Here is a 22,779-nt window from a genome sequence, read left to right as displayed (position 1 = left end):
GTCGGGTATTTGGATATTTTTTCAAAGGATTTCAGCTCCTTTCGAGGAGACCTAAGTAGTAACGATTGTTTTCGCAATCCATGCCGGTTTTCCAAGCGGATCGGCCTATGGAGGGTCTGGCCTACAATGTGGAGCTGCAGGAGGCGCTGCGGCGGCTTGCCCCGAAGGAGCGACATATTATTTTGCTGCGAATTGTGGAGGAAAACAGGTTCGAGGAAATTGCAGAGCAGCTGGACATCAGCTATTCGGCTGTACGAAAGCGATATGAACGGGCCATCAAGAAGTTAAAACGCGACTTGGCCGATAAGGGGGCAAGGAAGGATGAACGAAGCTTCTCATGCTTATGAGCAGGAATTGAAGCAGCAATTTCAAGAAACCCAGCTGCCGCGCATTCAATTGCAGGTGCGGGTGCTGGAAGCACACGACGAGAGAACGACACAGAAAATAAACAAGCCCGTCTTCGGAAGAAGGCTGCTGGCGGCAAGCTGTTCCATCATTGCTGTCATCCTGCTTTTCGGCGCATTATCGTCATTCCCCGCTTCGGCTGAGAAATTGCGGAGGATTCCGATCATGGGCAGAATCTTCAAGGGAGATATCTTTTCCTTTGCCGGCGACAGCGGGATTGTCAGCAGTAAGAGCGGCGGGCTGTCTTCGCCCTACAACAAAATGGTAAGCGACAATGGCGTTGCCATCACCCTTCAGGATGTCATTTACGATGGCGCAAGGCTTTCTATTGGTTATGAAATCCATTCCGAACAGACGGAAAACATAATATTCCTAGGGAAGGTTTCCATCAAAATCAACGGTGTTTCCAAACCGGGAGCTGCCTTCAGCACAAAGCCCCATCGACTCAACGCCAATCAGGCTGTTGGCATCATGACACTGGATATTGACGAGCCGGGGGCGGAAGACAGCTTTGAGTTAGAGTTGAACATCGGCGAAGTGACGGGGCCTAAGGACGAGAACGGCAATTCAGCCAAGCAAAATCGGGTTGCAGGCGATTGGAGCTTCAAATTATCGGTTGCGAACAAAACGCTGAAGGATAGCCAACATCGAGCACTTGCAGATGGATATGGGGCAGAGTCCAGGGATGGACGATTCCAATTGACAGGCTATTTGTTAACGCCTGTAACAACCAAGCTGGAGTTTGAATTTGCCGGAGATACGGACTGGCTCCTCTTCCAGCTTAAGGATGAGCGCGGCATGATAATCAACTACCTGGATTCGCAGTGGACAATTGGCAAGGATGGTGTATCCAGAGGAACGGTCCGTTTCGCTCCCCTGGCCAGCGGTGCGAAAGAGGTTTATGTGACGCCATATAGGTTGCTTGCGCATAAGCAGGAAAGTCAAAAAGTAACCTCCCCGTTAACAAAGAACTTCCCTATCGTACTGTCTCAAGGAGAGGTCGGAGAGGTCATTGTCAACAATGTGGTATTCAAGAATGACCAAACCCTGATCTATTATGAAGTCAAGGGAAAGGCTCCCCATACGCAATCCGCCTCATTGTGGCTGGAGACCGCCGATGGCCAAATGATCATTACGGACAGCGGAGAGCGGACGCGAATAAGCGATACCTCTTATGCGTATATCCTGGAATATCCGCCTTTGGACCCTTCGCAGTCTTATGTGCTCGGCACAATGACTCAAACCGATATTAAACTGCTGGACGAGTTAACAATCAAGCTCGAGTTGGAGCCTTAATCCTCTTTTTTTTCGTGTAAAAAAGAGCCGCGGGCAACCAGGGACTTGATCTTTCACATGTCGCCCGGCGCCTGCGGCCCCAAACGGTAGGCATCCGATCATGATGCATCCGGCTATCGCTGGACTTACGTAACTTAATCGAGGGTCAATCTTATTCGGCAGCCGCACGGTCCGCAAATACGGCCATAGCGTCCCGCATGAACAGGGCCAGCCCCTCGCCGAACTTGTCGATGTTCTTGGTGAAGCGCTCGTCGTCCACATACATCTGGCCCAGATTCTTGAAGGCCTCGTAAGAGTAGCTGCCCATCCGGTTAAGGTACTCCCACCACAGCTTGATAGCCGCCTGGGCTTCCTCCGATTCGGGAGGCAGTTGGCGCAGATCGGCCAGCTTGAAGTAAATGTCGTTCATCTCCTGGCCCAGCTTCTCCTGCTCCTCTTTGGACATGGCCCCCAGTTGGGCGTTGGAGCGGTTAACCGCCTCGTCTCCCCAGCGCTGCCGCGCCTCCTTTTCATACAGATTGCCCTTGGTAAAATCAAAGCCTGCAAACTTTTCCTTATCGCTCATATGAATCTCTCCTTTATAATGTCGAATGGTTTGGTCGATCACCTCAATCATCCGGTCCAGCTGCCCGCGTCTGTCCACGAGCATCCGCCGCTGAAGCGCCAGCGCTTCGTTGCGGTCATAGTCCAGGTCGGTAATGATCTCCTTGATCTTCCCCAGGGAAAACCCCAGCTCCCGAAAAAACAGGATCTGCTGCAGAGTCTCCAGATTCGCGGCGGAGTAAATGCGGTATCCGGATTCCGTCACCTCCTCCGGCTTCAAAAGCCCGATCTCATCATAGTGGTGCAGCGTGCGCACACTGACCCCCGTCAGCTCGGCAACTTCCTTAACCTTCATCCTCTGCATCTCCCTTCACCACTTACTCTAAAGGATCACGTAACGTGAGAGTCAAGGGTTATTTGCGGACTATCCAAATCCTAATTATTGTTAACGAAGCTTATCCAGGAGATTGTAGTAATAATAAGTTTTTGACCTTTGTTTGCCATCAGAGAAAATAATTCTGTTTGATTCCAGAATAGATAAGTATCGCCTGCAAGTGGCTTCGGGCAGGTCTGCTACTGAGGAAATAGTATGAACCGTAAAAATGGGTTTTTGATAGAATGCATCGATCAACTTTTTAACACCGCTGCTGTTAATCAGACTTTGAGCCAAATCCAGATCGTGTTCATATAATTTGTTAACCTCATTAATCAAATAAATATTTTTATCTGCTTGAAGTATTATCGCTTCAAGAAAAAAACGGATCCATTGATTCCAGTCTCCGGTATATCGTGTATCATTAAGAAACCTGTAGTATTTATGTTTAACCCTCTCCAATGCCTCACTTAGGAAAAAGTTAGGATAGTCAATGATTCTTTTACTGTACAAGTATAAGGGTATCAATATACGACCGATTCTTCCGTTACCATCAAGGAACGGATGGATTGTTTCAAATTGCGCATGTATAATAGCAACTCGAATCAATTCATCAAGCTGATCTTGAGGATCATTAATGTAGACTTCAAGATTACTCATGTAGGTGTCCACGAGTTGAGGCTGTGGAGGGATATAGGTTGCCGTTTCCAACGAACATCCTTCCGGACCTATGAAATTCTGGATTTTCCTATACTCGCCAGGTGAGCGGTTGCTGCCGCGTACATCATTTGACATAAGTGTTACATGCATTGCTTTAAAGAGTCTCGTCGAAATAGGCAAAACAGCCAATCTATCCATTCCGTCACGTAACGCATGATAATAATTGAGCACTTCTTGAATATCTTTAGTATTTTTCCTACTCTTGGTTTCTACTTCAAGCACCTCATCAAGTGTTACTTGGGTTCCCTCAATTTTGGTTGATTGTACAGCTTCGTTTAACATGACAGGATTTAGCAGTAAATGGGAGGGCAACTTCGTGTTTTGCAATAAAACCTGATACTGAGCGATTTTTTTGTTAGCATCAATTAGCTCTCGTATAAACATCAACTGATTAATTCGTTCGTTTCCCAATGGTAAATCTCCGGGGGTAAATGGAGCTTTTGCCATATGTAGGCCTCACCTTCAAAAGAGATACTATATGTTATTTACATCATATCCTATTCGTGATTATAAATACAGGATAATTAATAATTAATAAACAAAAATCGAGGAAATTGATTTTATATTTCCCGCGAAGTATATTTGATATTGCCTCCTTTAATTGAAGTCAGATTGACATCAAACTTAAGTTGTAACTATAATAGTTACATCAATTTCATCTCAAAACAGCGGCAATGATAACCGAAAGGAGCCCCCCTCCATGAAAATTGAAGTTTGGTCGGATTTTGCCTGCCCCTTCTGCTATATAGGAAAACAACGTCTGGAGAGTGCTCTGGAGCAGTTTGCCCACCGGGATAACGTAAAGGTCGAGTTCAAAAGCTTCGAGTTGGACCCCCGCGCTCCCAAAATGGTGGAGCATGACGTGCGCCACATGCTGGCTGCCAAATACGGCATGACCCGCGAGAAGGCCATAGCCATGAACAAAAATCTCAGCGATCAGGCCAAGGAAGCCGGATTGACGTTCAATTTTGATACTATGAAATTGACCAACACCTTCGATGCTCATCGCTTGACGCACTACGCGGCGAAAGAGGGCAAACGAGAGGAAGTCATCAAGGAGCTATTTCAGGCGTACTTTACAGACTCCCGCCTTCTAGGAGATCATGATACACTGGCGGAGCTGGCGGAAAAGACCGGGCTGGACCGCAACGAAACCCTGAAGATGCTGGCTGGGAACGATTATTCCGCTGAAGTCCGCGCCGACGAAGAGGAAGCGCAGCAGTTGGGCGTCACCGGAGTGCCCTTCTTCGTCATCGACCGCAAATATGCCATTTCCGGGGCGCAATCCAGCGAAGTATTTCTCAAGACGCTGGAGACCATCTGGCAGGAAACCCAGCCGCTGCGCGTCATCGGCAATGATGCAGGTGTCTGTCAGGATGGGGCATGTTCGCTGGACTAAACAAGCTTATAAAATCAGAGCTGCCCGCTGAGGCAGCTTTTTCTTATGTCTTAATTTGTTTTGGGAATAAAAAAGCGCATATCTTATTTTCACAAGAATGCGCGTAAAATCTCTCATTTTAACTGGAGCTTGATGCAATCTCGTTCTCAACGAGCCTCACCAAATCAGAGGCCTTCATATTCAATGCACCAGCAAGAGAGAACAAGGAGCTTAAGGTTGGTTGATGAACACCACGCTCCAGCATAGATATATAAGTGCGGTCAAGGTTGCTTTGAAAGGCCAGACTTTCTTGGCTCAGCCTTTGCTTTTTGCGTAAGGTTCTCAAAACTTGCCCGAATACTTCTTCTGATTTCAAGGCAATACCTCTTTTTTAAAACTATTATCCCAATCTCTTAAAAGAAATATCCACGTAGTATACTCTACAAATCGCTGAATATATGATAAGATTTAGTTAGAAGGAAATAAGGTTACAAACAGATGAAAGGTCGGTGTACACTTTGCAAAATCTGTTGGACCAGTTGTATAGCGGCAAGTTGAATCCAAATGAAAATGCAGTATCCCGCGATCCGAAATATAGAGAAACAAGTCAAAAAATTAGTGCTGGTTTGGAATCGTGGAAACACAGCCATTCCGAGGAAGAATGTAAAGAGCTTGAGGAGATTCTGGAACTGTATAAACAAACCCATGAAATGGAGCTTTCTTCTACCTTCTCATACGGCTTCCGGCTTGGTGCCGGACTAATGGTAGAAATCCTCACCGGGAAGAGCGGGCTTGCCAATAAACTAAGCGCTTTTCCTGATGTCAATCCATGAAGCATATTTCGGGTTGATAATTAGAACAAAACAAGGATTGCCGCCGCGATAAGAAAAACTCCCATAATAGCTGGCGCGGCGTGGCCGAGGGTTACATAGATTTGGCCCCCAATGATAGGTCCGATTATTCTTGCCAGGGATTGAATCGATTGGCTCCCGCCCTGAATCCTCCCTTGTTCACTGGAATCCGCAGACTTGGAAACCATGCCGTTGAAGGACGGTCCGAAGATGGAATCCCCGAAACCGAATATGAACATCCCGATGATAAAAAAAGGATAGAATGAAAACAAAGCCGATGCTGCAATCAGGCTGTAGCCTATCATTTCCGATGCCATGCCAAGAATGGCTATTTGGGCATCACTCCGTTTTTTCAAAAGCTTAGGCATGATGAAGCCCTGTGAAATAATGTCTTGGATGCCCATAATCGAAAACATAAGTCCAATCACCGCGGGTTTCCAATTGAAGGTATCGATTGTAAATTGGGAGAAGACGGCCTGCAAGGAACCGTTGGGTATCCAAAGCAAAAATGCCGAGACAAGCAGCCTTTTCAAGTTCTTAATCGAAAGCACGTTTATTAGCTGGGTGAATGGATTCAGCCTTACAAGGGTAATCTTGTTCAGCCGGTTATTCTTGGCCAGGCTTTCGGGCATATACAGGATTCCATAGATGAAATTCACCAGGGTTATGATTGCTCCAAAATACATGGGGACGGAATAGCCGAACTTAGCAAGCAGCCCGCCCAGAGCAGGCCCAATGGCGGCGCCGGCACCTGCAACCGCACTCACCCAGCCAAAATATTTAGTCCGCTGTTCTTTGGGTGTAATGTCTGCAAAATAGGCGAAGACCGTGCTTATGCTCCCCCCGGTTATACCCTCAATAATGCGCCCGGCAAACAGCACCCAAAGCGCTCCCCCTATGCCGAAAACGAAGTACCCGATGGCGGACCCCAACAGGCACACCAAGAGCAACGGACGACGGCCATATCTGTCGCTCAAGGCTCCAAGTCCAGGGGCCGCAAAAAACACGCAGATGGCATAAACGGAGGTCAGCAGAGTGACCACTATAGCCTGATCTCCGGGATTGCTTATATATGGCTGCACCAGGAACGGGACAACAGGTGCGATAATGCTGAAGCCCAGTCCGCAAAGAAACACGGACATAAGACCGAATATAAACGCCTTTTTATCTAATTTCAACATGACACTCTCCCCTCATAATCCGAATTTAATTTCCTCGGAAACAATAATGATAATATCCCGGTTTTGTTTCCCTGTCAACAAAATTCCAACAACGAAAAAGCAGCCTGCTCTCAATAGAGCTAAGCTGCCTGCGGTTTCATTTTGCATAGTGTAACTACTCAACTACTCCCGTAACCCCCCTAACTGTCTCGAGCGCCGCTTGAAAACAGCAGATTGGGAGGTTTCCCAGGGTAAATAGCGTACCGTGTGTCCGTGAAATGTCCGTTATTACCAATTCTATCATGCGAAAATACAGCTATTTTGGGCCGGGAGTCCACTTTTTCGCTCCAATCATGCAAAAAGTGCAGTTATTTTCGTTTAAAACCGCCAAAAAGCTAAAATCCGCGTGAAATAGATGCACTTTTGCATGATGACCCTCCGTTTCAGCGGCTGACCCATGAAATAAATGTACTTTTACATTATGGACATTCCATATAATTCCATATCGTTCCATATTCCTGACATCCCACCACATCTACCATACATCAGAGATGTTGTCACTAAAAGCAGATAACAGCAATTTGGAATGGGGACGAAATGTGCCCGCGGCAGACAATACGGGCTCCTAAGTCCCTTTAAAGCACAATTTTTCCAAACAGATAGCTGAGTAGTTACTGCATAGTTAAAGTTTAATCCTGTTTCATATCCATACCCTGCTTCTTTATTTCCGCATCCAAATGCCTGCTGTACCTTTCCATAAAACGAAGCATACTGTCGAACTGTTCTTCGGTCACCTGCTCAAATACAGCCTTATCCCGTTCTTGAAATTCCTTGTGCAGCTCCTCATGGATCTTATAAACGGCTTTTCCTTCCTCCGTAAGCCTGAAGTAGATTTCCTTCTTGTTTTCCGGCTTCTGGTAGCTGTCGATAAGGCCTTTTTCCATGAGCTTCTTCGCTATTTTGCTTATAGCGCTTCTGGTCATATAAAAAGATTCCGCAAGCTTGGTCACGTTGGAATCCGCATGATTCCCAATATATTCAATGCAGTGGACCTCAGAAGGCTTATGCCCCTTCAGGCTGTCTTCCATCTTAATTTTATTCAGCCAAACCATCTTGTTAAAAACGTCCCTGAAGCCCATGATAACCTGATCTTCCTTGTTCATGGCCTGTCCTCCCGCCCGGTGGTGCATCAACACTATTATACTAGATGTTTCGTTTCCAATCTAATGCAGCAAACACAAATAGACCGCACCTGTTCAAAGGATACGGTCCAATTTGCGTTCATTCCCCTGTTAAACCCCGCTCGGTCTTCTCGCCATGGCCCGGCCCTCGTCCAGGACAAATCCGAACTGCCTGTACAGCTCATGGGCGTCCTTGGTGCCCAGTCGGCCCGTCAGTCCGCACAATTCCTCGGAGTCTACCACCGCCGCCACCAGCTTTTTGCCCAAGCCAGTGCCGCGGTAAGCCTCGTCGATGAACACATCCGCCAGCCAATACATAGTAGCCAGATCCGTGACCGCCCGGGCAAAACCAATCTGCCTGCCTTCATGGTACAGGCCGTAGCAGAGGGAGTTGCGGATGGAGGCTTCGATCACCTCCAACGGCCTTCCCGCCGCCCAGTAGCTCCGTTCCAAAAATCCGGCTACCGCCTCCACAGACAGCAGCATCTTGTCATCGCTGATTAAAAAACCATCAAATTCGATGTGCATGGCCAGCTTCCCCCCTAGACTTTCTTGGCATCTTCCGCCAATTGTCCGCCTGCTCCCGCCGCATTCAGCTCTTCCATCGTAAACAGGGCATGAAGCCGCAAGCCGTCCGCAGCAAGCTTTTCCCGCCCTTCCGGGTTCCGTTCAATGACACAGATTACGTCCTCCACCACTGCTCCTGCTTCCCGCAAATCCTTTGCGCTAAGGATCACTTGTCCGCCGGTAGTCACCACATCCTCGACGATCACAATCCCTTTGCCTGCCACATCCGCCCCTTCAGCCAGCTTGCAGGTTCCGTAAGCCTTGGCCTTCTTCCGCACAAAAGCGGCAGGCAAGCCGGAGGCCAGCGACAGAGCTGTAGCGACAGGTATGCCGCCCATCTCCAACCCCGCCAGCACCCGTGTGCCAGGTGGAATCAGAGCCTGCAGCTGCGCCGCGACCTCACGCAATACGGCGGGCTCCGCCTCGAACAGATACTTGTCGAAATACTCCTGTGAAATTTGCCCGGAACGCAAGGTGAAGCTTCCGGTTAAATGAGCGATTTCGTAGATGCGTTTAGCCAAAGCCGTCCTATCCATGCACATGTCTCCCGTCTCTTTGTATTGAACCCGGGTGCCGGATCATGGTGCTTTCTTTTCGAGCATTATAATGGATTTCCCCAGCCTTGCATAGATAATTCCACCGAAACGGTACTGGGCAAGTAGATTTGCGCCAGAACGCCAAAAAAGCCCGCCTTTCACCGTACAGATACGGTAGAGACAGACTTCTTTTTCCTCCAACGGCCGCAACCGCCAAAATGCTACTCCTCCTCCACCTTCCGCACGTCCACCTTGACTGTCAGGCGCTGGCTGCCGCTGCCCCGGTAAATGCCCTTTACCGGAACAATGTCCTTGTAGTCCCGGCCGTGGCCCAGCTTTACGTACCGCCAGCCCGTCTCCGCCTTGTTGGTGGGGTCGAAGCCCCTCCAGCCGCTTCCGGGGATCAGCACCTCCACCCAGGCGTGGGAGGCCTGCTCGAAGTCCGCGTTGTTCCCGGTGATGTCTCCCACGAAGTGGTAGCCGCTGACATACCGCGCCGGCACCCCATGGTACCGGCAAACCGCCAGCATCAAGTGGGCGTATTCCTGGCAGACCCCCCGCCGCAGCTCCAGGGTTTCATTCACGGTGGTGTGTACGTGGGTAGCGCCCGGATCATAGGTCAGATCCCCGTAAATCCGCCGGGTCAGCTCCTGCGCCCAAGCGTAAATCCCCTCTGTTCCGGGCCCGTAAGGCCGGGCATAAGCCTCCAGCTCCGGCGTAAAAGCCGTATAAACTGTCGGCAGCAAATACTCCACAAACCGGTCATAAAAAGCATCCGTCCGCATCAGCTCCAGCTCCGCCTCCGGATGCAGGGCAGGGTCCGGCCATACTGTCTCCTGGGTGCTGACCACAGACCGCACCCGGACAGTCAGCTCCCGGTGCGCCTTGTTGACGCTAAAGGCATGAACCCGGTTGCCGAAATAATCCTCATAGGTCAACAGGGCCGTAGGGGGCTCCACCGTCACCTCGTGGCTGTAACAGGATTGACGGCTGTTGGTGCGGGGAGTCAGACGCACCTCATTGACACTGTCCGTAGCCGCCTCCGCGTAGGAATAACGGGTCATGTGCTGAATTTCCAGCTTCATTGGGCTGCCGCCTCCATTCGAAAAAATGTTTCCGCCATGGTCCTCCCCAGGCTGCGGCAGCCCTCGGTCAGCTGCTCCAGAAGCAGCGCCGTCTCCGGCAAATCCAGATCGTCCCGGTCCAGGCAGCCCAGCTCCGCCTTCAGCCTGCCTGCCTTGCGCCGGGCCTTTTCATGCTGGGACAAGGCCATCTCCCCCTCGTACAGCCCGATTTCCACCAGATGCTCCTCCAGCTGCAGGAAGGAAAAATAAACAGAACGGGGAAAGCTTTCCCGGGTCAGCAGGAACTCGATAATCTGCGGAGCCGACAGCCCGTCGGCATAAACCCGGCGGAAGGCCTGGTAGCCGCTGACGGATTTCAGCACAGCCATGAGATACGGATAAGGGGCCGCCCGGTCCGCGCTGATGGCGCCCAGCACCGACTGGAGAATCCGCACCGTATTTTCCGCCCGCTCCAGAAAACGGCCGCATTCAATGAAATGCCATTCCTGCTCCCGCTGCATGACGGAATGCTCCACACCTTGAAACACCGCCACCTTTTCCTTTACCCGGCGAAAAAAGATATTGGGCCCTTCTTCGAGAATATCCGCCACCTGCACCTCCCCCAGCCACAGATAAAAGGAGTTGACCGCCTCCCAAAGCTCGCTGGGGACCTTTTCCCGGATGGTGCGCAAATTGCTTCTGGCCTGAGCCACACAGGAAAACAGGGAATTGCTGTAGCCCCGGTCCAGAGTGATGAAGGAAATTACATCCCGCTCCGTAAACTGCTCGAACTGCTGCAGGTAATCCCCTCTGGCTCCGAAGGCATCCACCAGACGGGACCACTTATGCTCCTCGTGGGCGAAGTCTCCCTCATGCTGAATATGGTAATGAACATCCACCAGACGGGCGTGATTCTCCGCTCTTTCCATATAGCGTCCAATCCAGAACAAAGCCTCCGCATTGCGGTTCAGCATGGCAATCTCCCGCCCTTCTTAGGATGATTGTTCTTCCTAATCGGATTAAGCTTCGTCAGCTTCTCGTCACTTTTGGGGGTCCGGCTACGCCATCACCCACGTATCCTTGCAGCCTCCTCCCTGGGAGGAATTCACCACCAGCGATCCCTCCGTCATGGCCACCCGGGTCAGCCCGCCGGGAATAACATGCACCCCCGCCGTTCCTCCGCCCATGAGGATGAACGCCCGCAAATCGATATGCCGCGGCGCAAGCTGCCCGCCAACCAGCACCGGAGCGCGGGAGAGACGGATGGTCGGCTGGGCAATGTACCGGCTCGGATCGGCCATAATCTTGGTACGGAACTCATCAATCTCCGCCTCCGATGCGGAGGGACCGATCAACATGCCGTAGCCGCCGGACAGGGAGGTTTCCTTGACCACCATTTCGTGGAGGCGGGACAGCACGTATTCCCGTTCCGACCGCCGGGACAGCACATAGGTAGGCACATTCCCGATAATCGGCTCTTCCTTCAAATAGTAGCGGATCATATCCGGCACATAGGCGTACATGGCCTTGTCGTCGGCAACCCCTGTGCCGGGAGCATTCACGATGGCCACATTGCCGGCCCGGTAGGCATTCATAATCCCCGCTACTCCCAGCATGGAATTGGGGTCAAAAGCCAGCGGGTCCAGATAATCGTCATCGATCCGCCGGTAAATCACATCCACCTGGGTCAGCCCGCCCAACCCGCGGATGTACACCTTGTGGTCCATGGCCACCAAATCCCGCCCCTCCACCAGATGAATGCCCATCTGCTGGGCCAGGAAGGTATGCTCGTAATAGGCGGAATTGTATTCGCCGGGTGTCAGGAGGGCAATAACAGGGTCTTTTTTGCGGGTGGGGCAAAGGCTGCGCAGCACCGTCAGAAACCGGTTCAGGCTATGCTCCACATCCCGGATGGAGGAGGATAGAGTTAATTCGGGGTACAGCTGGTTCATCATGGAGCGGCTTTTGAACAGGTACGAAAAACCGGAGGGGCACCGCAGATTATCCTCCAGCACATAATAGGCCCCATGCTCATCCCGGATGAGGTCAATACCCGAGGCTGTAATATAAACATCCTCCGGCACCCGCACATGCATCATCTCCGGCCGGAAATATTTGTTGGCCACCACCATCCGCCGGGGTACAATGCCGTCCTTCACAATCTGCTGCCCGTGGTACACGTCGTACACAAACCGGTTCAAGGCCGTAACCCGCTGCAAAAGCCCCTTCTCCAGCACATCCCATTCCGTCTTGGGAATCACCCGGGGAATCAGGTCAAAGGGTATAGTCCGTTCCAGAGGCTGGATCTGGGAGGGGGAGTAGAGGGTGAAGGTGATGCCCTCCTCCATCATCCGCCGGTTGAAGGCCGCCTGCTTGGCTCCCGCCTCCCCCGCCTTCAGGGCCGCAAACCGCTCATACACCTGGCTGTAATGGGAACGGACCTGCAGACCGTTTTCCGCAAACATTTCATCATAGAAACCTTCCAGCGCATAAGGCGCAATCGGCGAACGCTCCACAGCTCCCATAGCCCCAAGCCCCTCTCATGTTAAACGATCCCCCGAATGAAAATGCGCATTACCCTTGCCTCGACAAACCAACTCCCGAAGCAAAACATTACATATACATAACATATAAATCCGAAATCCAAAGATTTTATAAGAATTAGTTTAGTGTGCGCTTATTTTCGTGTCAAGTATATTTACATCATTTTTCTGAAAATTTGAAAATCCGGGCCAAAACTACTCCAGCTGCAGGTGCCCCGTCGCGGAATCATAGACAATATCCGGGCCAATGGTCACGGGATAAGGGCCGTTGCCTGAAAGAAGGGTCTGGACCGTTTTTTGGGGGGCGGGAAAATAGCTGTGCAAGGTTATGCCATTCCCCCGATAGGAAGTTGTCCAGCGGATGGGCTCCTATTTTCCCCGGGAACAGTCCGGAGACTTCTCCCGGCAGGATTTACAAACACCGCATCCAGAAGAAATCGCCCCCCTTCCCTTAACGTATGCAAGACGTCTTACAAGATGAACCGCAAGCTTGTTCGCCTCCGGCGACTCCAGCGTCTGCATGATGTTTACGTCGGGATGGGGGCTTTTATCCTATTCCACACGCAGGCCATTTTCGTTCCCAGCTTGCCGCTCCTTGCGTCCAGCGAGTACCACCACCTGTCCCCTGCGGAAAACAGCGCCTCCACTCGCCAGACATCCCGCTTTGCCCCTTCGATTTCAACGCCGCGCTGGAGCTCTGCGCTCCATTGGACAGGACCGTTTTTGCCGTGGAGCTGCTTGGCAATGGCAACGGCTTCCTCCATCGCCAACACTCTTCCGGCAGATGGGCTGTTTATTGCCGCGGATGCAGATGCTCCAGCGGGATGCAGGGATGCTTCCGGGACAGCGGATACGGGAGGCAACGAACCAATCGATGGAATTTCTGAACATGAGAAAAAGCTGACGGAAAAACGCAGCGGAACTGAGCGACTCTTATAGCGGCTTTTGCCACTTATTCCCGTCTGAACTCAGAAGCCCTTATTCCCCGCCGCAGCCTGATTTCCTCCCTATTTTCGCCGTACCGGGGATTTAACGGTTTCTTAGTTCCGTTAATTATCCAAACTCCCGCTTTCACCGCCATAAGGGTCGCTCTGTTCCGCAACAGAAGAAGGGCTTGTTTAGAAAATCCCAGTTTAACAAAGACGCAGGCTTGCACCGCTTGCAAACCAGGTCAGAGGATGATTCGCAGAGCGCGGCGCGACAAGATGAGAAAGGGCACCCCTCCACGGGTATGATGAGAAAAGCTCCCATCGGAGTTTTTCGAGGATGAGCGGCCGTGTTGCAGCGCTAAAATACGTGTGGTCACAATAAACGCCTTTCCGCATGGGGACGGAAGGCGTTGGCAAAAAAATCTATGACAGGTCACACTCCACCTCTGGGCCGTTTCTTCCAGCATTTTACTTCATCGCGAATCAGCCCCACAAAAGCCTCGGCCACAGGAGACAACAGCTCCTCCTTGCGGGTGCACACGGCAATGGGATTCATCAGTGTCAGCCCCCGCACAAACACCCGGGACACCTCCCGCCGCTCCACGTAGTCCCGCACCGCCATGGACGAGATAAAATTCGCCCCGTAGCCGGCAATAACCGCGCGCACCGCTTCGCTGACCCCGTTGAACTGCAAACCCACCTTGGGGGGATTCACATTCAGCGCCCGGCACAGGGAGAACAGCCGCTCCCGGGTGGAGCTTCCTTCTTCCCTTAATATAAAAGGAACCTTCATCATCTCGGCCAGGGTGATCTCCTTGCCTGCATAAGGGTGGCCGTTGGGAACAATAAACCACAGCTCGTCCTCCAAAAGCTGCTCCCAGGCAATCCCCGGCTGCTCCTCCCAGCCGCCGCCGTAAACCGCCACCTCCGCGTCGTAATGGAGCAGCTGCTCCACCGCCTCCCGGGAGTTTACGGTGGTCAGCACCACCTCCACCTGGGGATGCTCCTGCTTGTAGCGGGCCAGCCATTCCGGCAGCAGCAGATTGGCGGGCAGATAGGTAGCCACAATCCGCAGCACGCCGCTGAAGCCCGCTTTGTACTCGCGGATGCCCGACTCAATCTCCCGCTCCAGGGCAAACAGCCGTTTGGCGTAGTCGGCCACCAGCCTGCCCCCGTCCGTCAGCAGCACTCCCCGTCCCTTGGGAGCCAGCAGGGAGAAGCCCAGCTCCTTCTCCAGATTGCGCACCTGGGCAGTCACCGCCGGCTGGCTGATCAACAGATCCTCCGAGGCCCGGGTAACCCCGCCTTTTTCCGCAACGGTATAAAAAATCCTCAGGGCGTGCAGATTCATCACTCCACCTGCCTTCTACATCAAAATTGATGAAAAACGTAAAAATATATATTTTTCTTATGATTGCTTTTCCTATATTCTAAAAGAAAGAGAAAAGTTTCACAAGGGAATAAAACTGGACAAGGAGTGGAGAAAAATAATGCGCAAAACGAAAATTGTCTGTACCATCGGCCCCGCCAGCGAAAGCCCGGAGATGCTGCGCAAGCTGATCCGCGCCGGCATGAGCGTGGCCCGGCTGAATTTCGCCCACGGCGAGCCGGAGGAGCATACCGCCCGCATCCGCAATATCCGCGAGGCTGCAGCCGCCGAGAACGCCTATGTAGCGGTGCTCATCGATACCAAAGGCCCGGAAATCCGCATCGGCAAAATGGAAGAGGCCTTCGTGGAGCTGGTTCCCGGCGAAACCGTAACCCTCACCACTGAAGAAGTGCTTGGCACCAAGGACCGGATTCACGTTACCTATAAACAACTGCCCCAGGATGTGAAACCCGGCAGCATTATTCTCATTGACGACGGCCTGGTCCGTCTGGAGGTGGTCAAGGCCGAAGGCACCGAGATCATCTGTCTGATCCGTAACGGCGGCCGCCTGAAGCCCCGCAAGGGCGTCAACGTTCCCGGAGTCAAAACCAGCCTGCCCGGCGTTACCGAAAAGGACATCCGCCACATCAAGTTCGGCGTGGAGCAGAAGATCGATATTATCGCCCAATCCTTTGTGCGCAAGGCCGAGGACATTCTAGAGATCAAGCATATTCTGGACGAGCTGGGCGCAAACCACATCCAGGTAATCGCCAAAATCGAGAACGACGAGGGTGTGGAAAATCTGGACGCCATCATTTCCGTAGCCGACGGCATAATGGTAGCCCGCGGCGACCTGGGTGTAGATCTTCCCGTTGAGGATGTTCCCCTGGTGCAAAAGGATATGATCCGCCGCTGCAACCTGGCCGGCAAACCCGTTATCACCGCCACCCACATGCTGGAGTCCATGCAGCAGAACCCCCGTCCCACCCGCGCCGAAGCAGGCGACGTGGCCAATGCCGTGTTTGACGGCACCGATGCGGTGATGCTGTCCGGCGAATCCGCCGCAGGCAAGTATCCGCTGGAGTCCGTGGAAACCATGGCCCGCATCGCCGCCAAAGCGGAAACCGCTCTGGACAGCTACAGCTGGCTGACGCTGCAAGCCGCCCGCAAAACCCCGGACGTAACAGGCGCCATCGGCCAGGCCGTAGCCCAAGCCGCCCTGGAGCTGGGCGCAAAGGCCATTCTGGCCCTGACCGAAAGCGGCTTTACCGCCCGCATGATCGCCAAGTATAAGCCCAAGGCGCCGGTAATCGCCGTCTCCTCCAAATCCAGCGTGCTTCATTCGCTGGCCGTATCCTGGGGTGTTATCCCTGTGCTCCGCAAGGAGCTGGTAGCCAGCACCGACGAGGCCATCCTGGCCGCAGTGGAGCTGGCTAAGGCCGCCGGCCACCTGCAGGAGGGCGACCTGGTGGTGGTCACCGCAGGCGTTCCGGCAGGCGCCACCGGCACCACCAACCTGCTGCGCATCCACCACGTAGGCGACGCGCTGTAAGGCGAGGCAATAGGCAGGCTGCTGCGAGAGGCGGCCTGCCTTTTCGGCCGGACGGCAGACCGCGGCGGATGCAGCGGGTGGGGCCGGATATGGCGGATATGGCAGATACGGCAAGCACGGCAGATATACGGCGGGACACGGAAGATACGGAAGTACGGCAGATGGGGCGGGACACGGAAGATACGGAAGTACGGCAGATGGGGCGGGACACGGAAGATACGGCAAGCACGGCAGATATACGGCGGGACATGGAAGATACCGGAAGTACGGCAGATGGGGCGGGACACGGAAGATACCGGAAGTACGGCGGATGCAGCGAGCAAACGGCGCAAGACCGGATGATGCGGCTCGCTCCGGCGGACCAGGCATATGCCCGACAATGCCAGCTTGCTCCGGCAAGTGGTATACGCGGCCGCTCCAAGCCCGCCCCCACCCGCCATCCTCCCTCCGAAGGAGCCCCTTCCGGCATGTAAGCGGCAAACAATGTACGCTATTCTCGGATTACCTGCCTCCAGCGGCTATGTAAGCGCCATACAATGTCTGCTATCTGTGTTTTTCGCCCGGTTTTGAGCCGGTTTTGACCAAATAGCATACAAAACATGTCTGCTATTTGCCGGATTTCCCCCGGTCCAGATGGATTAGCATACATTTGTTGCCCGCTATCATTTTTATTTGCTCATCAGATACAACAGCAACCAACCAGCCAAAGCGGCAGGACGAGGCAATAGGCCCGTTCCGCCGCTTTTTTCCCGCACCGAGCAAACTGGACAGCCTCCTCCAAACAAATTCTCCATCCCCTCCATCTCGTGAACCCCGCCTACATCCCCGGGTGAAGCCGCTCCCCCGCCCGCAGCGCCTGACGGATGAGCGCCAGCCGACCGTCCGCTGCACGAAGCTCCTCCAACAGCGCCAGTTCCCCAGGCTCCGTCTTCAAGACGTCCCTTAAAGCACCGTTGCCCAACACCAGCCGATAATGCCCGGATAAGGCGAGGATCGGATCATGTGTGGCCATAATGACGATCTTTTGGCGGTCCACCAGAACCTCCAGAGCGAGGCGTTTGTCGATGCCCGCATTTTCAATCTCGTCGATAAGCACTATAGGCGAGTCGGAGAGAATGGCCGTATCGGCAATCATCAGCGCCCGGGATTGTCCGCCGCTCAGCGCCGTAAGCGGAGTATCCAGAGTGAAGGCCTCCCCTGCCAGCCGGTTAGCCTGCTCCAGCACCTGCTTGGCCAAGGTAAGGGCGCCGATTGCCGGACGGTTGCCAACTGAGGAGGAGTGTGCGACCTTCGTCCCCACGGACTCCACACTGCTTGCTGCACCGCCCCATTTGCCGTCCTCCGGCTCCGCCTGTCCAGAATCCCGGCCGATTGGCGAGTCCTTATCCGCTTGCACCGGACCCATGCCAGTTGACGAACTCGCTTCCGGCTCCCCCTGCTCCAGACAGGCCGCATGCATGGCGATAAATTCTCCCACCGTGGCGTCCAGCACAAAATTCATATTCTGCGAAAGCTGGGCGATCAGCTTGGTGCCGATGCCGAACCGTTCCGCCGGATCAGGCGGCTGACCGTTCAGGAGAATCTGCCGTCCGCTGGGGGTATCCCGCTGGGCCAGATACTCAATATCCGCCAGCAACCGGCTTTTGCCCGAACCGGTGGGACCGACTACGGCCGCAATGTCTCCCGGCACAAGATGGAGCAGGCAGTCTTCGGGCTGACCGTATTTATCACGGCCGCCGCAGATGGTAATGGATTGCACCTTTTCCACGGTAAGTCCGCCTCCTTGTTAGTTGTGTGGTATGGAAGCTGCATCATCAGCGCGGTGAGGTGCTCGGGAGCATCGGACAGGTATGTATCAGCACGCCTGACGCCTGCGCTCAAACACAATCTAACTCTCTTCCCCAGGCGTCCACAGCTTCCGCACATTGCCCATCTGGGCATCCTCACCGATCCTGGTTTCCCCAAGGCAATAGGAGCATACCGCCGCTGGCATGGAAAACCGCAGCTTCGAGCCGTCCAGCCCCTCCACCTCCGGCGCCGCCAAAAACACATCCCGCGCCCGCTCCTTCCCCTGCCCGGTAAGCCCGTTCATGGGGATAATCTCCGCCTTGGGATTGGCCTTCCGCACCCGATAACGGAACACCTCCCGCTCCGCCTGGGACACAATATCCCCCTTGGTGAGGATCACCGTATCCGCCAGCTTCAGCATGGGCCCGATTTTGGCCGGAGTATTGAGCCCGGAAAGATGGTCAATGACACAGACAGACTGAACCTGCCGGATATACGGCGAGCAGCGGTTGCACAGACCGGCGCTTTCCGTGATCAGCATATCCGCCCCCACCGAGCTTCCCCACTCCAGGCAGGAGGCGATATTGGTGACAAAATAATGGTCAGGGCACAGATTTCCGGACAGCCCTACCAGAACGGGAATCCCCTTTTCCTCGTACAGCCTATCGTCAAAGGTAGCCATACAGTCGAATTTGACCACTCCCGCTGTCCGCCCCGCTTCGCGCAGCGCCTCAATAATGCGAAGCAGCACAGAGGTTTTGCCGCTGGAGGGAGGGCCGGCCAACGTAATCAGCTTCATAGGCTCCGCCCCTTGCGGTAGCCTCTCATGAAGCGCTCCTCCGTGTCCAGCTTGACCGCCCCGATATTGTCATTCCATACCAGATCCCAGCCCATCCACATAAGCTTGGCATCAGGCGGCAGCTTGCTTTCCACCAACGGGTTCAACGCGGGGAACCAGGCATTTTCATACAAAGCCGAAACCCGCGGCCCGGTAAGATAATCCGTCAGCGGCTTGAGGCGCTCCCGCGACGCGGCTTTGGCCAGCAGGAACACCGGGCTTGCAATAGCTCCCTCCTCCGGCCAGACAATGGAGATTTTTTCCTTGCGGGGAATGGTTTTGGCGTAAAAATACGGCATAATGGACACCCCGGGCGCCTCGGGATTGCCGGTCCCCGCCAGTTTGGCCATTTGGGCGGGATGCAGCCCATCCTTGACAGACTCGCCGAACCGCTCCACCGCCTCCGGGCCAAACACATGGCGCAGGGTCAGCAGTGTGGTTTCGCAGAAATCCTTGTTGTTTTTGCCCCGCATATTCACCTTCCGGCTCCACTCCGGCTTAAGCAGCTCCCCCCAGGACCGGGGAACAGGCAAACCCTCCAAACGGGTCAGATCCGCCACCATCACCAGCGGGTTCACACAAATCACCGTATACCAGCCCTTCGGGTCCGCCAGCTCCGGATTGCCGAAGCGGGGATTGCCCCTCCAGCCCTCCGTCACATCCGCAAACACGCCGCGCTCCAGGAATTTCTCACGGAAATCCGAATGAAAAAAGCTGCTGATGCCCGGAGAGACGATCAGCTCAGGCAATTCATCCTCATGCCGGTAGGCTTTCACCTGCTCGTAGAAGCCTGTTTGGGTGGCGTTGCCCTCAAACACAATCTTTGACGTATCGAAGCCGGCCCATTCCCCCGCTTCCTCCCGCCTGGCGAAATCCTCCTCCACCGGCACCTTCAGCGGACAAGGCATCATAGCCAGCAGCGTCGGGACGAAGTCATACCCCACCCATCCCTTTTCTTGGATTTTTCCGTTCAATCACTCCACCTCCAGCGGACATTTAACCGTATCATACCATTCTTTTTCCAGCAGGGCCAAAGCACAATTCTGTGTCTATGTGAGGTTATATAACACATAAGCCCGAAAGACCGAAACAAAAAAACTGCACGCCTGGATAAACAGGGTGCAGCCGTTGAATTTATTCCACGCCAATGCTTTAAGCCAGACACTCCAGCCATTGATCCTTATCGAGGATAATGCGGGCCAACCGGGAGCGCCAATGGTCAGGGCCGTTTGCCTGCCCGGAGCGCGCTAATCATTGCTTCTGCAAAGGGATGGCCCGAGTCCTCAAAGGCGCCCACCGCCGCCTCCACGTCGTATGGCACCCGGCGGATGCCAAGAGAAAAGGCAGGAACGGCGGAGCCTGCGTAAGGCTCATCAACCTCCAGCAAGGCATAGGATGCTGCGGGGTTGCCGTCGAAGGGAAGACCCACGCTGCCGGTGTTGGCTACCACCTTGCCGCCGATGTGGCGGATGTAAGGCATATGGATATGCCCGTAAAGAGCGATGCCGGCCTCCGTCCCCTCGAACATGCGGGCCAGCACCTGCTCCTCTTCATCTGTCGGCAGCACCTGCTCCAGCAGATTGCGGGGATTGGCGTGGACCATGCGGAAGCGCAAGCCCTCCACCGGCTCCTCTTCATGGGAAAAGGGCAGGGTGGCCAGATACTCCAGCTCATCCGAAGTTAACCGGCTGCGGGTCCATTCCATTTCCTCCAAAAGCGCCGCTCTCTGCTCCTCCGTCTTGGCAAAGCCGGGCTGAATGGCATTGCAGCCCACCAACTCGTCAATATTTCCTTGGATCACAACAGTATTGAGCTGCCGGATTTTCCGGATGCATTCGGCAGGCTTGGGCCCTTTGAACACCAGATCCCCCAGCACGTAGATTTTGTCCGCCCGGACGGCTGCAATATCCATCAGCACCGCCTCCAGGGCATGGTAATTACCATGAATATCGGAGATAAACGCAAGCTTCATCGAGAAACGCCTCCATTTTCAAATGCTTCCCGGTACGTCTTCAGGATGCGCAAAAACACATTGGGGAATGCCAGCTGGTCCAGTTCATCCCAGCTCATCCAGCGGTAGCGGGGCGGCAGGCCGCCGCGGGAGGGGAGCGTATGCGGCGCGGGCACCAGAGCTCCGGCGGCAAAGTCCGGGCCGGCATCGGCGGCGGGATCTGCGGCGCTGCCAAAGCCGGCAGCAGCGGCATTATCCGCGACGATGCCGCTAGCGGCGGTATCGCCGTCAAGCTCCGGAGCATTGCCGGCAGCAGCAGCGGCGCCATCCGCGCCTGCACCGCCCGGCGCATCATTGCCGCCGACAGAGGCGGCGCTGTACACAGCGGCGCTCTCCGCTGCGCGGTTGGCCGCCGCTGCTGCGCCGACGCCGCCGAAACCCGGCGCCGGGCGGCAGCGGTAGACGGCCAGGTCCCACCGGATATGGCTGAACAGATGCTCCGCATCCATCAGCCATTCCACCGGCAGGACCGCCGCGCCGTCCTCCGCCGCCAGCGTCGCCGCCAGGAAGCCCATGGCCCGGCCATGGGCTTCCGCCGATGCCGCCGCCATGCCTCCGGCGGCGGAACCCCGCGGCCGGCGGGCTACGCCCCGGCCCCGGCCGCCCTGGCTTGCCGCAGCAGCGGCGATGCCCTCACGGGCATCACCGCCTTCGGCAAGCGCCAGCTCCGGGAGCTGCACATGAGGCAGCTCCCACATCCGCGCCAGCAGCCCGTCCGCAGGCCGCTGGCGAACCAGAATGCGCCCGGCGTTAACGCCCGCGCCCTCCACCAGGGCAACGGCGCGGCGCTCCGGCCGGGGCGGCTTGGCTTTCGCCTTCAGCGGCAGTTCCTCCGCCCGGCCCTCCAAACGGGCGGCGCAATGCTCCATCACCGGGCACGGCAGGCAATGGGGCGACTTGGGCGTGCAGATAGTAGCCCCCAGCTCCATCAGCGCCTGGTTGAACCCCCCCGCCTCTCCCGGCGGAATGAGGGAACGGGCCAATTTTTCAATCCCGATGCGGGTGGAGGGTTTGGCAATGTCCTCCTCCAGGAGAAAATACCGGGACAGCACCCGCATCACATTGCCGTCCACCGCAGGCTCCGGCAAGTTATAGGCAATGCTCAGGATCGCCCCGGCGGTGTACGGTCCGACCCCCTTCAGGCTGGCAATCCCCTCCGGTGTATCCGGCACAACCCCGCCAAAATGGTCCCGAACCTCCCGGGCAGCCGCCTGCAAATTCCGCGCCCTGGAATAGTAGCCAAGCCCCTCCCAGGCCTTCAGCACCTGCTCCTCCGGCGCATCCGCCAGCTTGTCCACCGTCGGGAACAGCTCCATAAACCGGTTAAAAAACGGAATCACCGTCTCCACCCGGGTCTGCTGCAGCATAATCTCGGACACCCAGATATGGTAAGGGTTCCGGCTTCTTCTCCAGGGCAGGTCCCGGTTCCCGGCTTTGTACCACGCAAGCAAAGGCAACGAGAACCGCTCCTGCGCCAATTCCTCATGCTGCATATTCATTGTGGTTCCTCCTTGTTTGCTTTACTGCCGGTCATTTCACAGAAGCTTATTGATTTTACCTCGCGGCAAAACTTATACTTTCTTTACATGCACTGCAGATATCCGCCATAACCTTGGCTTTACAGGATAGCGTCTCATGTTTTGCGGACAATTTCAACTCAAATCGGAGGCAGCCC

23 protein-coding genes are annotated in these 22,779 nt (G+C 54.6%); 6 read left to right on the top strand and 17 right to left on the bottom strand.

All coding sequences use genetic code 11. The annotated features are described in order from the left end of the window. The first annotated feature begins 107 nt into the window (after nt 1–107). The gene (locus DQG13_RS27775; RefSeq protein ID WP_181593036.1) at nt 108–347 is read left to right on the top strand and encodes an RNA polymerase sigma factor; all 240 of its coding nucleotides are present in this window, start codon (nt 108–110) and stop codon (nt 345–347) included. Continuing rightward, a complete protein-coding gene (locus DQG13_RS27770; protein WP_113023450.1) occupies nt 322–1,701 on the top strand; it encodes a DUF4179 domain-containing protein in 1,380 nt (459 codons plus the stop codon). The genes DQG13_RS27775 and DQG13_RS27770 overlap by 26 nt, the downstream gene beginning before the upstream one ends. A gap of 151 nt (nt 1,702–1,852) precedes the next feature. Here DQG13_RS27770 and DQG13_RS27765 read toward each other — a convergent pair whose 3' ends face one another. Continuing rightward, nucleotides 1,853–2,599, bottom strand: a complete 747-nt coding sequence (locus tag DQG13_RS27765) for a MerR family transcriptional regulator (RefSeq protein WP_113023449.1) — start codon at nt 2,597–2,599, stop codon at nt 1,853–1,855. A gap of 90 nt (nt 2,600–2,689) precedes the next feature. Next, nucleotides 2,690–3,784, bottom strand: coding sequence for a Fic family protein (locus tag DQG13_RS27760; protein ID WP_113023448.1), 1,095 nt, complete (start codon nt 3,782–3,784; stop codon nt 2,690–2,692). Between the two features lie 253 nt (nt 3,785–4,037). On the opposite strand from DQG13_RS27760, the gene DQG13_RS27755 reads away from it, so the two are divergent. Further along, nucleotides 4,038–4,736, top strand: a complete 699-nt coding sequence (locus DQG13_RS27755; protein ID WP_113023447.1) for a DsbA family oxidoreductase — start codon at nt 4,038–4,040, stop codon at nt 4,734–4,736. 118 nt (nt 4,737–4,854) lie between these two features. On the opposite strand, the gene DQG13_RS27750 is transcribed toward DQG13_RS27755, so the two are convergent. Further along, nucleotides 4,855–5,091, bottom strand: coding sequence for a helix-turn-helix domain-containing protein (locus DQG13_RS27750; RefSeq protein WP_113023446.1), 237 nt, complete (start codon nt 5,089–5,091; stop codon nt 4,855–4,857). A 142-nt stretch (nt 5,092–5,233) separates the two neighbouring features. On the opposite strand from DQG13_RS27750, the gene DQG13_RS27745 reads away from it, so the two are divergent. Further along, nucleotides 5,234–5,548, top strand: coding sequence for a DUF6809 family protein (locus DQG13_RS27745; RefSeq protein ID WP_146767221.1), 315 nt, complete (start codon nt 5,234–5,236; stop codon nt 5,546–5,548). 20 nt (nt 5,549–5,568) lie between these two features. Here the strand turns inward: DQG13_RS27745 and DQG13_RS27740 are convergent, their stop codons facing one another. The 9 genes from DQG13_RS27740 to DQG13_RS27700 all read right to left on the bottom strand — a co-directional run bounded on the left by DQG13_RS27740 (nt 5,569) and on the right by DQG13_RS27700 (nt 14,897). Continuing rightward, entirely contained in the window at nt 5,569–6,747 is a 1,179-nt protein-coding gene (locus tag DQG13_RS27740) for an MFS transporter (RefSeq protein ID WP_113023444.1), read from the bottom strand. Between the two features lie 668 nt (nt 6,748–7,415). After that, on the bottom strand, nt 7,416–7,889 hold the full coding sequence (locus DQG13_RS27735; RefSeq protein WP_113023443.1) for a MarR family transcriptional regulator: 474 nt from the start codon (nt 7,887–7,889) through the stop codon (nt 7,416–7,418). Nucleotides 7,890–8,018: 129 nt separating this feature from the next. Then, nucleotides 8,019–8,435, bottom strand: a complete 417-nt coding sequence (locus DQG13_RS27730; protein WP_113023442.1) for a GNAT family N-acetyltransferase — start codon at nt 8,433–8,435, stop codon at nt 8,019–8,021. A 14-nt stretch (nt 8,436–8,449) separates the two neighbouring features. Next, nucleotides 8,450–9,010, bottom strand: a complete 561-nt coding sequence (pyrE, locus tag DQG13_RS27725; RefSeq protein WP_113023441.1) for an orotate phosphoribosyltransferase — start codon at nt 9,008–9,010, stop codon at nt 8,450–8,452. A 221-nt stretch (nt 9,011–9,231) separates the two neighbouring features. Continuing rightward, a complete protein-coding gene (locus DQG13_RS27720; protein WP_113023440.1) occupies nt 9,232–10,095 on the bottom strand; it encodes a transglutaminase family protein in 864 nt (287 codons plus the stop codon). Then, nucleotides 10,092–11,048, bottom strand: coding sequence for an alpha-E domain-containing protein (locus DQG13_RS27715; RefSeq protein ID WP_113023439.1), 957 nt, complete (start codon nt 11,046–11,048; stop codon nt 10,092–10,094). Before DQG13_RS27715 ends, DQG13_RS27720 begins: the two co-directional genes overlap by 4 nt. Nucleotides 11,049–11,132: 84 nt before the next feature. Beyond that, nucleotides 11,133–12,599 carry a circularly permuted type 2 ATP-grasp protein gene (locus tag DQG13_RS27710; protein WP_113023438.1) on the bottom strand — a complete coding sequence of 489 codons (1,467 nt, stop codon included), beginning with the start codon at nt 12,597–12,599 and terminating at the stop codon, nt 11,133–11,135. A gap of 545 nt (nt 12,600–13,144) precedes the next feature. Next, complete coding sequence (locus DQG13_RS27705) at nt 13,145–13,381, bottom strand: PepSY domain-containing protein (protein ID WP_113023437.1); 237 nt, start codon at nt 13,379–13,381, stop codon at nt 13,145–13,147. Nucleotides 13,382–13,979: 598 nt separating this feature from the next. Beyond that, nucleotides 13,980–14,897 carry a LysR family transcriptional regulator gene (locus tag DQG13_RS27700; RefSeq protein ID WP_113023436.1) on the bottom strand — a complete coding sequence of 306 codons (918 nt, stop codon included), beginning with the start codon at nt 14,895–14,897 and terminating at the stop codon, nt 13,980–13,982. Nucleotides 14,898–15,036: 139 nt separating this feature from the next. On the opposite strand from DQG13_RS27700, the gene pyk reads away from it, so the two are divergent. After that, nucleotides 15,037–16,467, top strand: coding sequence for a pyruvate kinase (gene pyk, locus DQG13_RS27695; RefSeq protein WP_113023435.1), 1,431 nt, complete (start codon nt 15,037–15,039; stop codon nt 16,465–16,467). An 89-nt stretch (nt 16,468–16,556) separates the two neighbouring features. Continuing rightward, nucleotides 16,557–16,940, top strand: a complete 384-nt coding sequence (locus tag DQG13_RS27690; protein WP_146767220.1) for a hypothetical protein — start codon at nt 16,557–16,559, stop codon at nt 16,938–16,940. A 344-nt stretch (nt 16,941–17,284) separates the two neighbouring features. Here DQG13_RS27690 and DQG13_RS27685 read toward each other — a convergent pair whose 3' ends face one another. From DQG13_RS27685 to mutY, 5 genes are all read right to left on the bottom strand, one after another. After that, nucleotides 17,285–18,235: an ATP-binding cassette domain-containing protein gene (locus DQG13_RS27685; RefSeq protein ID WP_113023433.1), complete on the bottom strand. Its 951-nt coding sequence runs from the start codon at nt 18,233–18,235 to the stop codon at nt 17,285–17,287. A 120-nt stretch (nt 18,236–18,355) separates the two neighbouring features. Next, a complete protein-coding gene (locus DQG13_RS27680; protein ID WP_113023432.1) occupies nt 18,356–19,054 on the bottom strand; it encodes a GTP-binding protein in 699 nt (232 codons plus the stop codon). Beyond that, nucleotides 19,051–20,067, bottom strand: coding sequence for an ABC transporter substrate-binding protein (locus tag DQG13_RS27675; protein WP_113023431.1), 1,017 nt, complete (start codon nt 20,065–20,067; stop codon nt 19,051–19,053). Before DQG13_RS27675 ends, DQG13_RS27680 begins: the two co-directional genes overlap by 4 nt. Nucleotides 20,068–20,312: 245 nt before the next feature. Further along, nucleotides 20,313–21,065: a metallophosphoesterase family protein gene (locus tag DQG13_RS27670; RefSeq protein ID WP_113023430.1), complete on the bottom strand. Its 753-nt coding sequence runs from the start codon at nt 21,063–21,065 to the stop codon at nt 20,313–20,315. Continuing rightward, nucleotides 21,062–22,597, bottom strand: coding sequence for an A/G-specific adenine glycosylase (gene mutY / locus DQG13_RS27665; protein ID WP_397334025.1), 1,536 nt, complete (start codon nt 22,595–22,597; stop codon nt 21,062–21,064). The genes DQG13_RS27670 and mutY overlap by 4 nt, the downstream gene beginning before the upstream one ends. Nucleotides 22,598–22,779 lie beyond the last annotated feature (182 nt).

The organism is Paenibacillus sp. YN15 (assembly GCF_003285005.1).
GTDB lineage: Bacteria > Bacillota > Bacilli > Paenibacillales > NBRC-103111 > Paenibacillus_AR.
This window is presented reverse-complemented; position numbering and strand designations above follow the sequence as displayed.